Below are 12,343 nucleotides of genomic sequence, written 5' to 3'. Positions count from 1 at the left end.
GCGAGCAGTAGATGCGCTGCCTGGGACGTTGACCTGCACGCTGAGAGCGCTTCAGGACTTGTGATCGTTGTCAGCTTTCAAGTGAGCTATCTGATAAATATGATTAACAACCGCGAAGAAGAAGCCCGTGGATAAGCCGCACATGAGTATGCCGATCAAGCCCTCGGTCGGCCCGAACAACCGCCACGGTTTCGCGAGCGTCACGTCTCCGTAACCAATCGTTGCGTAAGTCACCCCGGAGAAGTAGAAGGCCGTTTCAATATCGGGCAGACATTTTTGCCACAGATAGAACATCCCCCAGATCGAGATCTCTAGCATATGGAGCAGAATCAGGTAGGAGGCCACCCACACCAGTCTGCCAATAATGGCCCAGAGGTGATGTAGATGCAGCGTTTCCAACCGAGCCAGAGCCTTCAGTAACAAAGCCAGGCCGATTGCATGCACCACCACGGTAATGGCCGCCAGCCCCCATGCGAAGACGATAATTGAAGGCATCGGTGTTCCTCATGGAGGCTGTGACAGGGATCGATTGCCGCCTCGCAGAGGCTCTGGCGATAAGCATCCCATCGGCGGGTCAACGCAAAGGACCTTGACCCGTTGTTGGGCTGACGCTCTTGAGCATAGTGCACTGAGAATCCCGGCAGTTTCCTCGGTGACCCATGCACCTGACAGCGCCGTCAAGCCCATGCAATGACACACAGCCGACCCTTTTGCATTTGTGCTCACTGACGCAACAGCGCGCAATGATCCTGTTCCGGTTGCGCCGCCGTGTACCACACGTAATCAGCGTTTTCGGCGCTCACGGTCTTGCCCGCTTCGGCTAACACCAACACCACGTTGCCCTGGGCGGCGCCGAGGTCTTTGAGGTGCAACGGCACCCCCAGGTCCTTGCGCACATGGAACGCCCCGGCCAGCAACAGGGCAGGGGTTGGCGCGGCCAGCAGGCGTTCGGCCATGCGCCGGTCGCGCTGCTGTTGCACAGCGAGCATGGCCGGCAGCAGCGCTTCAGGTAGCAACCCGCAATGGGACCCTCGGATGTCGTCCAGCAGCGTGGCTTGAACCTGCGGCCTGGTGGAGGCGTCGCCACTCAGCGTCGGGCGCTGTTGGTAGATCTGCAGGATCTGCGACCGGTCGAGGTTGGCCGCCAGCAGCGGGTAGGGTTGACGCAACGCGTAGTTGACCACTGCCCCGTAAACCCCCCAATCCCAATTGGCTTGCCAGGCCAGCGCCTGATAAGGATCGGCCGGCGGGTGACCGGCACGGCTGGCGGCCTGCGCCGCATCGACCCTGGCTTGTTGGTCCGGGTTGAGCATTTCCATCAGCAGACTGCCCTGGGGACGTTGCGCCGCCAGTTCGCGCAGCAGCCAGAGTTGCAGCGCGTGGTGATCGGGGTTGTCGTGTTGTTCACCCACCAGCACCCGGGGCGCGCCAGCCAGGTGCTCGACCAGTTCCTGCGGGGTCAGGGCGCGACCGGTGGCCAGTTCACGGATCACCCCGAAATCGGCGTGATCCCGGCCTTGCGGAGCAATTGGTGCCGGTGGTGCTGCGGCGTGATGGGATTGGCAGGCAGCCAGCAGGCTGAACAGGCAAAGCAACAGAATGCGCATCGGTTTTCCTTATCAGGGCCCTTGATTCACCACCTGAGGATGGGTGATCAGCGCGCGATAATCAAAGGATGGCCACGTTCCGGGTGGCGCTGAATCAGGACCTGCAAGCCATAGACCGCTTCCAGCGCTTCGGCGGTCAGGACTTCGTCCGGGGGGCCGTAGGCGTGGGGGCGACCGTCCTGCAACAGCAGCAGATGATCGCAATAGCGCGCGGCAAGATTGAGGTCGTGCAGGATCACCAGCACCGCCGCGCCGCGCCCGGCGAAATCGCGCACCGCTTGCAGGGTGGTGTGCTGGTGCAGCGGGTCGAGCATTGACTCCGGTTCATCGAGCAACAGGGTCTGCCCCTCGGCGCCCGGCCACAATTGCGCGAGCACCCGCGCCAGGTGCACGCGCTGGCGCTCACCCCCGGACAGGGCCAGATAACTGCGTCCGGCCAGGTGCAAGGCGTCGGCGGCGCTGAGCGCCTCGGCGACGATTTGCGCATCGCGCACCCGGCCACTGGCATGGGGCAAACGGCCCATGGCCACGACTTCATTGACCGAAAAGGCGAAGTTCAGGCTCGAACTCTGGGGCAACACCGCCAGTCGTCTGGCCCGCTCCTGACCTGGCCAGTCGCTCAGCTTTTGCCCGTCAAGGCTGACTGTGCCCTCGCTGGCCGCAAGCTCATCGCACAAGGCCGCGAGCAGGGTGCTTTTGCCGGCGCCGTTCGGTCCAAGGACGCCGAGGACCCGGCCCGGATGCAACTGAACATCGATGCCCGCCAACACGGTGCGACTGCCGCGCCGTACTGCCAGGTTGTTTGCGCGCAACATCAGGAACGCCCCCGCACCAGCAAGTACAGGAAGAAGGGCGCACCGATGAGTGCCGTGACGATGCCGATCGGCAATTCGGCCGGCGCCAACAGCAAACGGGCGACCAGATCGGCCAGCAGCAACAGGCTGGCACCGGCGAGCAATGACGCCGGCAACAACACCCGATGATCCGGACCGACCAGCAGGCGCATCAGGTGCGGAACCACCAGGCCGATAAAGCCGATCAACCCCGCGGCGGCCACGGCCGCACCGACGCCCAGCGCCGTGCACAACACCAGTTCCAGTTTGATCCGCTCAACGTTGAACCCCAAGTGACGCGCTTCCGATTCGCCCAGCAGCATCGCATTGAGTGCCGCAGCTCGACGGGGCAACCACAACGCCACGCCCACGGCCACGATCAGCAACGGCCACAAGCGTGAGTAACTGGCACCGTTGAGGCTGCCCAGGTTCCAGAAGGTCAGGGTGCGCAGCGTGGCGTCATCCGCCAGGTAGGTGAACAGCCCGACCCCGGCGCCGGCCATCGCCGTCATGGCCACGCCTGCCAACAGCAGGGTCGCGACGTCGGTCTGGCCATTGCGGCGCCCGAAGCGATACACCACCGCCGTGACGATCAGGCCACCGACGAACGCACTGACCGACAGCAGATAAGGTTCGATGGCTGGCGGCAGTCCACCGATCAGGCTGCCGCCGACAATGGCGAGGGCCGCGCCCAGCGCCGCACCGCCGGACACGCCGACCAGCCCCGGATCAGCCAGCGGGTTGCGAAACAGCCCCTGCATGGCCACGCCGGACAATGCCAGCACCGAACCGACCGCGATGCCGAGCAAACTGCGCGGCAGACGGATTTGACCGAGAATCAGCTGCGCCTGCTGGGTATCGGCGCCGTCCAGGGGCAGCCCGAGCAGCCTAAAACCCGCCAGCCAGGTTTCGCCCAGCGGCAGGCTGACGGGCCCGAGGGCCAGGGACAGCCAGAACACCAATAGCAGCAACAGGGCCAGGCCTGTCAGCAACGGACGCGGCCGGATAATCGCCGTCATCGCCGGGCCCCGGCAGTCCGGGCCAGGCACGCATCGGCGCAGAGCAGAAGGGGTTTCACAGGCATCAGGGACTTCCTTGGTCGATCAAAGACGTAGACGGTGGCGGCAAGGTCAGGCACGACCGGTGACTGATTGCTGAAAAGATCAGACTTTACTGGCGGCCAGGTAAGCACCCAAACGCCGCCCCATTTCCTCGCCCAGGGCCTGCAAGCCACTGAGCGGACGAACCATGACCTCGAACTCGACAATTTTTCCCTGTTCGTTGAAGCGGATCAGGTCGATGCCTTTGAGCTGTTTCTCGCCGACCCTGGCGCTGAATTCCAGCACCACATTCAAGCCGTCGGCGGTGGCCAATTCGCGGTGGTAGGCAAAGTCCTGAAAGACGTTGAACACCGTGTTGAGAATCATCGAGACCACCGGTGCGCCCGGGTATGGCGTATGGGCCATCGGCGAGCGGAAGATCGCGTTCGGGTCGAGCAACCCGGGCAGGGCACTCAAGTCGCCGCTGCGGATCATCGCGTGCCACTGGTCCAGGGACGCGGCGGCGTCGGCTTGCAGTTTCAGTCCAGACATTTTCAACTCCTGTTTTTTGTTGTTGTTCAAACCTTGCCTGATGCGGTTTCTCGACGGCGCCGGGTAATGGCCTCGACGGCATCGTCCGCCCACACACTGTAGATCGCCGGGCCGGGATGAAAACCATCCCGTGCCATCGAACCGGCCACGGGCGCCAGGCGGGTGGTCAGCATCGTACAGTGATCGTTGCCAGTCGCCAGCCCGGCGAGCCGTGTATTGAAACGCGCCGCCCGATTGCCCAGGTACCAGCGCAGCGGCTGCGGCAATGCGGGAAACAGGTGCATGGGTGGAAGAGGGGACATGACGATCTGCGTCGCCGCGAATTTATCGCGCAGCACATCGATCAACTGCTGTTGCAAGGCGATCCACTGATCGACCGACAACGTGCTGGTGACATCGTTGACGCCAATGGACAGCAGCACCACATCGAAGGGGTGCGGCGGGTGCTGTTCGAGCAGATCCAGCAGCGCCCGCGAGTCCAGGCCGGAGCGCGCCCAGAGCTTCCAGAGCACTCGATGATCGTTGGCCAGACGGCTGACCACTTGACCGCTCAGGGCTTCAGTCTGAGTCGATGCGCCGACACCGGCAGCGGCGCTATCACCCACAATCAGCACACGAAGGTCTTTGCCGGAGCCCACCACGCCTTCGCGCTCGCCCTCGGCTTCCGGAAGCTTTGGCGTGACCCGACGGGTGTGTGCACCCTGCATGAGCAACAAGGGGCCGAGCAGGATGTTGGCCAGCGTTTCAATCTTGCTCATACCGAGGCTCCTGAGAGAAGAGCCATAGATTCGCTTAAAAATCGCCCACGAAAAAGCCCGGCTGATCAGGCCGGGCTTTTTGCGGATATTGCAGTGAGGCGATGTGTTCAGGCGACAGTGTTGCCTTGCAGGCGATCCGAGCCATCGGCAGCGACGGTGTTGCCTTGCAGGCGATCCGAGCCATCGGCAGCGACGGTGTTGCCTTGCAGGCGGTCGGAGCCATCGGCAGCGACAGTGTTGCCTTGCAGGCGATCAGAGCCATCGGCAGCGACGGTGTTGCCTTGCAGACGGTCGGAGCCATCGGCAGCGACAGTGTTGCCTTGCAGACGGTCGGAGCCATCAGCGGCGACGGTGTTGCCTTGCAGGCGGTCCGAACCATCGGCGGCGACGCGGTTTTCGATCAGGCGGTCCGAGCCACCTTCAGCCACACGGCTTTCAATCAGACGATCCGAGCCACCTTCAGCGACAACAGGCTGAACAGAGGTCGCGGCAAAAGCGTTAACGGCGAAGATCGAAAAAGCGATGCTGAGGATGGTTTGGCGTTTCATGATCGTGTGCTCCAGGGGTGTTGTTTGTTGGGTATGGAGCCCATGTTACGCCGCGGATTTTTTAAGAGAACTTCATTGAGTCAATGGTGACTATCGACGCAGTCAATGAATGGGCCAAGGCACTTTGTGCAGGCACCGGCTTGCCGGCGATGGTCATCTCAAGGGCACCATCGCCCTCCCGCTGGATACCGCTGGCTTCATTGCTCAGTGATACAAAGCTCCCCGGTGGCGCGTATCAGTGCCTGGCCATGCAGCGCATCCTTGATCAGGCCGGAACGCTGGGCGGCCAACCAGGCCGGGCAGTCCGGGTCCACGCGATAAGGCGCGAAATCGGCGTATTGCTGCAGCAGTCGGTTTTGCAATTCGTCCAGTTGTGGCCTGATTTTATTGAGGTCCGGCCGTGGCACGTCAGGCGCCTTGCTCGCCGCTTGCCACTGCGCCAGCAAGCCGTACTGCACCAGTTTGTTGGCTTCGATCTGGGCGGCGATCAACTCGGCCGCGTCCTCCGGGTCCACTTTGTGTTCGATCGCCTGCCGGCGGGCATTGGCGATGACCAGCGTCTCCCGGGCGGTATCCTGGATCGGCTTGCCACTGTCCCATTTGGTCAGTGCCACCTGATCAGCAAGATTCAAGCGCTCGTTGATCGTGGCCAGCAGCGGTTGCAACGCATCGGGTGCCGGGGTGGGAGCAGCGGCCTGGGTGCCACTGGCGAGAACGCCAAGCAGGGCTCCCGTCAGCAGCGGTGAAAGGCGCGAAAAGTGGAGCATAAGCAGACCTCATCGGGAGCGGAGTTCATACAGAGGTCTTATGTAGCACAGGCGCGACGAACGGACGAGTGGTCACGGCGCAATCAAGCGCACTGAGGCTCGGCCAGCCGCCGCTCAATCTGCGCCAGCTCCCAGGTGCTGAGCAGACTCACCGGGTCGGTGCCGTAACGCTGCCAACCGGCGAGCGTACGACCGTCCGAGCTGAGGCAATGCAGGCAGTGGCGCAGTTGATGCGCCTCGACCTCCAGCGTCAGGTGCCAACCCTCGATGTCGACCTGCACCTGGCAGGCCACGGCTTGTTCGTCCAGGCGCGTTAACGTACGAATGCCTTGGGCGACATCACGCAATTGCTGATAAACCTCGCGAGCGGTCAAGGGGGGCACAAGTGTCTCCGACAGATACAGGGCAGCGGGCAATGGGGTGGCACAGGATAATCGATCAAGCACAAAACGGGTGCCCATGAAAAAGCCCGGCTGATCAGGCCGGGCTTTTTGCGGGTATGGCGGTGAGGCGATGTGTTCAGGCGACGGTGTTGCCTTGCAGGCGATCAGAGCCATCGGCAGCGACAGTGTTGCCTTGCAGGCGGTCGGAGCCATCGGCAGCGACGGTGTTGCCTTGCAGGCGGTCCGAACCATCGGCTGCGACGCGGTTTTCGATCAGGCGGTCCGAGCCACCTTCAGCCACACGGCTTTCAATCAGACGATCCGAGCCACCTTCAGCGACAACAGGCTGAACAGAGGTCGCGGCAAAAGCGTTAACGGCGAAGATCGAAAAAGCGATGCTGAGGATGGTTTGGCGTTTCATGATCGTGTGCTCCAGGGGTGTTGTTTGTTGGGTATGGAGCCCATGTTACGCCGCGGATTTTTTAAGAGAACTTCATTGAGTCAATGGTGACTATCGACGCAGTCAATGACTGTACGGCGGCGCTTTAGGCAGGCGCCGGTTCATTTTATCAAGCGCCCCCGGTACAGATATCACCGCGCAATTGCCAACTACGAGTGTCCGTCAACAACCTGCCGCGCATGACACCTGAATCAATCCGGCTGCTCGTCATCCGCAGGCACCAACTTCCAACTGTCATCCGGATCAAACAGCTTCATCGACTGCGCCAGCTTTTCACCTTCCGGCCCCAGGTCTTTCTCGAATACCTGACCGTCATGGCTGATCATGAAACTCATCACGCCGCTCTCGCCGTACTTCGCCGGCCAGGCGATCAGTGCAAAGCCCCGGCTCATCTTGTCGCCGATCAGGTAGCTATAGGCACCGCCGGGTGCCGAAGGACCCTGGCCATCGAGGATGCGGAATCGGTAGCCATGCCAGTCCTGGCCGGCAATGGTCTTGCCGAACTCGGGGCCCAGCGGGCTGATCTGACCACTGTTGTCGTCCGCCCAGTAGAGCCCGTCGTGCTGGCCCGGGGTGCTGAAGATTTTCTGCGCGTATTCAAGTGCGCCGTCACCGTCACGGTCCACCGATGCGTAGTCCATCTGCGCGTCGTGATAAGCCAGCGCCGATTGCACGGCGGCGAGTTCGTTGCGACCAATCTGACGAGCGCGGATTTCGGCGTTGCCAGCCTTGATGTCGAAGCGCCAACCTTGCGCGCTTTTGACCAGGGGAATAGGCAATGTCCAGTGGTCACCTCCTACCGACAGAATCGCCTTGCCGTCGCTGGTTTTTTCAATGCGGTGTTGCTCGCGGTATTGCTTCAAAAACGCATCCACGTCCTTGCGCTCCGTGCCTTCGCGCGGGATGTAGGTGCGCCATTCGTTGCCCAGCAGCTCGGTCAGGCGTTTCTGATCGGCGTGTTTTGTGCCCAGTGCTTCGACGAACGCCTGGGCAGCCTTTTCCGGAGTTGGAAATGCCTGCTGCGCCATGGCCATGCATGACCAGGCCAAGCCGGCCGTGATCGCCAGGGCACTGCCAAGCAAGCCCTTGAGAGTCGGTACTCGAGGATGGTTATTCAACGGCGGCCCCCCCTTTGACGCGCGGGTGGAGTGGACGGCCGACTGATTTGTTGACCGGCTGAACGCGAAGCGCTGGGACGCTGGACGGATGCCTGACTGGCCCGGCCACGACTGGCTTGCAGGTTGGCCTGGGACGGCGAGCGCGCGCCGGCGAAGGCGTTGTCGCGGGCACTGCCGCGGCTGGCGGGCTTCGCGGCCGGCCGGTTTTGCGTGGTCTGGCGTGCCTGTGCATTGCCCTGTGCGCGTTGATTGACCTGCGCCGTCTCTTTCCTGGACGTCTGATTCTCCCGAGTATTCCTGGCCGTGCCCTGGCCTCTGTCAGCTGCTTGCGGTCGATCTGTGGCCCTGGACCTGTCGGCAGCCTTGGGCCGGTCTGCCCCGGCTTGCAACCGATTGCCCGAGTCACGCGCCTGGGCTTCGCGGGCCCGATCCCGGGCTTCGAGGTTGCTGGTGGCCGGTCGTTCGATGCCGTGTTTGTCCATCGAACTACGGGCCCTGTCACGCGCCTGGGCACGCTGGGCATTGTCCCCCCGATAAGCCTCACGTTGATTGGCACCGTCCAGTTGACGGCCGTACTGTTCGCGGCTCCTGGTGTCTCGATAGGGCACGCCATTGCGATGCACGGGGTTGTGCTGCCAGCTGTTATTGGTGATTCGGTTGTTGCCATTGATGTTGTTGTAGCGATTGACGTTGATGTCGACGTCGTTATTGCCCCAGTCGCATTCCCCCCATAACGCGCCAATGATCGCCACACCGGTCCCGAACGCCAGCCCGGCCATCAACGCCTGACCGGGGTAATAGGCCGGTGGCGGTGGATAGTAGGCTGGCGGCGACGCTGGATAAGGCCAGGTGCCGTAGGTGGTGGTCGGGTTATAGGTGGGGACGTACACCACCTGCGGATCAGCGGGCTGAATGATGATGGTGGAGCTGCTGCTGGCCGGGGGCGGAGCGGACGCTGTGGTCGTGGGGGCCGCTGCCGGGGCGGGTGCCGCCACGTTCTGGATGGTCACGTTCTGATACTGGTTGCTCTGCAGGTTGCCGGCGGCTTGTGCCTGACGACGCAAGCGTTGCACCCCCTCCATGACATCGTCCGGTTGTGCCAGGAAGGCATCACCCAAGCGCTGAACCCACACCGGGTCCTGTCCCAGCGTCGCCAGGACCTGGGGGAAGGCGACCAGCGCCTGCACACTGGGGTCCCACGGCTGGTTTGCCACTTGCTTGACCGCGTCATCGCCCTTGGCGTCCGGACTGGCTTTCGACCAGGTGACCGCTTCGGCGACTTCCCCAGGGTAGGTAGTAGCCATCAACACCTGTGCCAGCAGTGGGTCCGGGTAAAGCGCGATGGGCGCCAGCATCTGATCCAGTTGCTCCTGGGTAAACACGGCATCTTTCGCGGGCGCCGGGATCGGCGTGCCGGGGGCAGGGTTGGCGGTGGTGGTGGCGGTCTCTGCGGTCTGTGCAATGCAGGGCGCGCCGCTCAAAAACAGCAGCGCTGACAACGCATAAAGAATTGGAAGGCGCATCGCAGCCCCCTGTGATCTGGCAATTGGAAAGGAGTGGATCAATGCCAGGGAGGTGACAGCTGACTTTGCAAGCCACAGACCTCGATGCCGTTCAGTAATAGTAGCAAACAAAAAATATCTGCCACTGAGATCGGCGCGCAGCCAGGGGGCGATTGCCTGCGCGGTAAGCAGGTGGGCGCCAGATGGGGCAGTCGGCCGACTACCCCCGAAAATCCACGAAGGTTATTCACGCGGAAAAATGGCGCCTCAGCCGTCCGTTTTCACCTTGGGAATGTACGCGGCACTGCCGGATTCATGGGCGTGAAACAGGCGGGCGCCGTTGTTGGGCCTGGTGGTGATCAACTGATGATCGGCAGTCAGATAACCCAGCGGCAACCGATTGATGTCTTCGTACTGTTCGAAAATGATCGTGCGTTCGGGATTCCAGCGCTCGCCACTTTTCTTCTCCAGCCACGCCATGAGCGCTGTGCTGTCACCGGTTTTTGGGAGGTCCGAGTCCGGCAGTACGTAGTAGAACGGTGAGCCGTGGTTTTGCAGGTACATGGGCAACTTGTTGTCGACGTCTACCAGCACCAGGCGCCATTCGTTCCACGGCGCCGTTTTGCTGGCTTCGGCACGCACATCCCTGGTGAACTGCATGACGCCGCCGTCTCCGCCGTTGGTCCAGGGGTAGACGACACCCAGAATCAACCATAAAAAAACCGCCGCGCCGGCAATGCCCTTGGTCCAGCCGGGGCCGCTGACTTTACCGGCAGCCTCGCGTTCGGCCATGCGCCGGGTGACCCACCAGGCCGCCAGCAATTGGGCAAACGGCACCAGCGGCAATACGTAATAACTGCGCCGGCTGCCACTGGCGGTGAAGAACAGGAACAACAACCCCAGGCCGCCGATCAGCCAGCGAACGTTGGGCTCGGTGTGCTTCCAGCTGCGCACGGCCACCCACAGGCCGAGTATCCAGCAGGGCGCCCAGGGCAGGGTGTAGACCGGCAGATAAATCAGATAGGTGTAGATCGGGCCAAATTGGTCGAAAGGATGAAAGAACCGGACCACGTTTTCCCGAAAGACCAGATCCAGCCCGCTCTGTCCGTAGCTAGGTGTGCCGTAACGATGCGACAGCAGGAACGGCAACATGTAGAACGCGCCCGCAATCAGTATCGCCAGGCACAGACGTGGATTGAGGTGGTTTTTCCAGCGCCCTTCGCCCAGCAGGTGCGGCAGCAGGATCAGCCCGGGAAGAATGAACCCGATCAAACCCTTGAACAGCGATGTCAGCGCCAGTATCAGAAAAAATACGATATAGCGACTCAGGCGCGTGTCGTTGGGGCCGCGCCAATACCACCAGACCGCGCCCAGGACACCGCAAACCGTGAGGATGTCCGCCGTGGCGACCCGAGCCCAGAACACGAAAAAGAACGTCGTTGCCAGAAACCAGCCAGCGATCAGGCCCGTGCCTTTGCGATACAACTGTTCGCCGATCAGGTAGACCAGCCAGACGCTCAGCCACGCCGACAAGACCGAGGGCAGGCGTAGGGACCAGTGCCCGAGGCCACCCATCAAGTGGGCCGTGGCCGTGATCAACCAATAGGAGGGCAGTGGCTTGTCGTAATAGGGCATGCCCTTGAGATAAGGGTCGAAATAATCGCCAGTTTGCAACATTTGCAGGGCGATGTTGGCCCAGCGGGTTTCCGGGCCCCAAAGCTCTCTGGCGCCCAGCCCGAAAAGCAACAAAAGCGCGGACACGCCCAGCAAAAGGAACAGCGCACCCTGATCACTTTTCAGAAAGCTGACTAACGATTTTTTCATGAGTGGTTCGCACGTTGCGCTCACCGTGACGTCGGCGAAGCGGCTGAATCGTCAAGGCTATCGGTTGAAATGTGATGAAATTGTCAGTAGATCGCGAACAAATCATTCGTTGCGATTCAAGTCCAGTTAACACATGCATTAATGCAGGGCTGTGAACAACGGCATGAACAATTGTTCATGTAAGAGCGGTGGAACGGGGGAGGGTGGTGGCGTGTTTCACTTGATTGACCCATCACGGCATCGAGTGTGCTGCGATGGGGCTGAAGCAAAATAGTAGGCAACTAACGCGTTGGCATGACCATGGCCCATGCCATGTTCGGATTTGAGTAAGGCCACCAACTCCATGTGCTTCTTGCTGCTGACTGATTCGAGCAGATTCAGCCAGTGAGTGATGGGGTGCCCGTACCTTTTTTCAATGGAGGGGAAGTAAGACGCCGGCCCTTTGATCTTTGAGTCTTCGGTCATGAGGCAAACTCCTTTTTAGCTTGGGTGATGGCAAACCCTGCGACTGGCCGAATTCGAACGCAGTATAGACAACGAAGGCTGAAATGCAGCGAACACAAAAAGCCCGGCGGACCAGCCCGGACTTTTCTGCAGGGTACTCTCTCGTAAAGGACAATTCCTTCCGACTTTAAAGACTCTTCCTACATCTATCTGCTTTTTGCCTTGGTAGCGTGCGTGCCAATTTTCGCGAGCACGAACCAGGGACGGTTTGGACATCGCGCTTCTTTTCCTCCTGCTTAAGGATAAGCGTATGTTCCGGTCGACCAATGCGGCGCATTTCGTGCTACAGACTCCTGTTATCTGTTACGACCTCGGCTATCTGGCCGACCAACCGTTAACCGACCATCCTGACATCGTCGAACTGCTGACAGTGTCGACCCAACAATCACCGTTGAGCCGCGTGCAACGTGCAGCGGAGCTGGCACATGAGCGCTCGACCCAGCTACC

General features: G+C 61.3%; 14 protein-coding genes and 1 pseudogene. 1 reads left to right on the top strand and 14 read right to left on the bottom strand.

The annotated features are described in order from the left end of the window. Positions 1-51 precede the first annotated feature (51 nt). From AC1Q6D_RS31520 to AC1Q6D_RS31455, 14 genes are all read right to left on the bottom strand, one after another. The gene (locus tag AC1Q6D_RS31520) at positions 52-495 is read right to left on the bottom strand and encodes a potassium channel family protein (RefSeq protein ID WP_103406259.1); all 444 of its coding nucleotides are present in this window, start codon (positions 493-495) and stop codon (positions 52-54) included. 227 nt (positions 496-722) lie between these two features. Continuing rightward, the gene (locus tag AC1Q6D_RS31515; RefSeq protein ID WP_103406260.1) at positions 723-1,607 is read right to left on the bottom strand and encodes a ChaN family lipoprotein; all 885 of its coding nucleotides are present in this window, start codon (positions 1,605-1,607) and stop codon (positions 723-725) included. Positions 1,608-1,654: 47 nt separating this feature from the next. After that, on the bottom strand, positions 1,655-2,422 hold the full coding sequence (locus AC1Q6D_RS31510; protein ID WP_103406261.1) for a heme ABC transporter ATP-binding protein: 768 nt from the start codon (positions 2,420-2,422) through the stop codon (positions 1,655-1,657). After that, a complete protein-coding gene (locus tag AC1Q6D_RS31505; RefSeq protein WP_103406262.1) occupies positions 2,422-3,459 on the bottom strand; it encodes a FecCD family ABC transporter permease in 1,038 nt (345 codons plus the stop codon). Before AC1Q6D_RS31505 ends, AC1Q6D_RS31510 begins: the two co-directional genes overlap by 1 nt. Before the next feature lie 144 nt (positions 3,460-3,603). After that, positions 3,604-4,032, bottom strand: coding sequence for a nuclear transport factor 2 family protein (locus AC1Q6D_RS31500; protein WP_103406263.1), 429 nt, complete (start codon positions 4,030-4,032; stop codon positions 3,604-3,606). A 26-nt stretch (positions 4,033-4,058) separates the two neighbouring features. Beyond that, a complete protein-coding gene (locus tag AC1Q6D_RS31495) occupies positions 4,059-4,790 on the bottom strand; it encodes an SGNH/GDSL hydrolase family protein (RefSeq protein ID WP_103406264.1) in 732 nt (243 codons plus the stop codon). Positions 4,791-4,897: 107 nt separating this feature from the next. Next, positions 4,898-5,338: a hypothetical protein gene (locus AC1Q6D_RS31490; protein WP_047527796.1), complete on the bottom strand. Its 441-nt coding sequence runs from the start codon at positions 5,336-5,338 to the stop codon at positions 4,898-4,900. Between the two features lie 197 nt (positions 5,339-5,535). After that, a complete protein-coding gene (locus AC1Q6D_RS31485; RefSeq protein WP_103406265.1) occupies positions 5,536-6,105 on the bottom strand; it encodes a chorismate mutase in 570 nt (189 codons plus the stop codon). Positions 6,106-6,188: 83 nt separating this feature from the next. Then, positions 6,189-6,488, bottom strand: coding sequence for a DUF7693 family protein (locus AC1Q6D_RS31480; protein ID WP_103406272.1), 300 nt, complete (start codon positions 6,486-6,488; stop codon positions 6,189-6,191). Between the two features lie 136 nt (positions 6,489-6,624). Continuing rightward, a complete protein-coding gene (locus tag AC1Q6D_RS31475) occupies positions 6,625-6,909 on the bottom strand; it encodes a hypothetical protein (RefSeq protein WP_103406266.1) in 285 nt (94 codons plus the stop codon). A 230-nt stretch (positions 6,910-7,139) separates the two neighbouring features. Next, positions 7,140-7,982: a DUF2950 domain-containing protein gene (locus AC1Q6D_RS31470; RefSeq protein WP_103406273.1), complete on the bottom strand. Its 843-nt coding sequence runs from the start codon at positions 7,980-7,982 to the stop codon at positions 7,140-7,142. 80 nt (positions 7,983-8,062) lie between these two features. Further along, positions 8,063-9,589 carry a DUF3300 domain-containing protein gene (locus tag AC1Q6D_RS31465; protein ID WP_103406267.1) on the bottom strand — a complete coding sequence of 509 codons (1,527 nt, stop codon included), beginning with the start codon at positions 9,587-9,589 and terminating at the stop codon, positions 8,063-8,065. 246 nt (positions 9,590-9,835) lie between these two features. Then, positions 9,836-11,392 carry an ArnT family glycosyltransferase gene (locus tag AC1Q6D_RS31460; RefSeq protein ID WP_103406268.1) on the bottom strand — a complete coding sequence of 519 codons (1,557 nt, stop codon included), beginning with the start codon at positions 11,390-11,392 and terminating at the stop codon, positions 9,836-9,838. Positions 11,393-11,608: 216 nt separating this feature from the next. Then, the gene (locus tag AC1Q6D_RS31455; protein ID WP_103406269.1) at positions 11,609-11,857 is read right to left on the bottom strand and encodes a DUF4287 domain-containing protein; all 249 of its coding nucleotides are present in this window, start codon (positions 11,855-11,857) and stop codon (positions 11,609-11,611) included. Positions 11,858-12,146: 289 nt separating this feature from the next. Between AC1Q6D_RS31455 and AC1Q6D_RS31450 the strand changes: the two are divergent. Beyond that, positions 12,147-12,343, top strand: a pseudogene (locus AC1Q6D_RS31450) (hypothetical protein); the annotation flags it as partial.

The sequence above is a fragment of the Pseudomonas sp. MT92 genome, assembly GCF_058792515.1.
The sequence above is the reverse complement of the archived record's forward strand: the minus strand, read 5'-3'. Positions and strand labels throughout refer to the sequence as shown.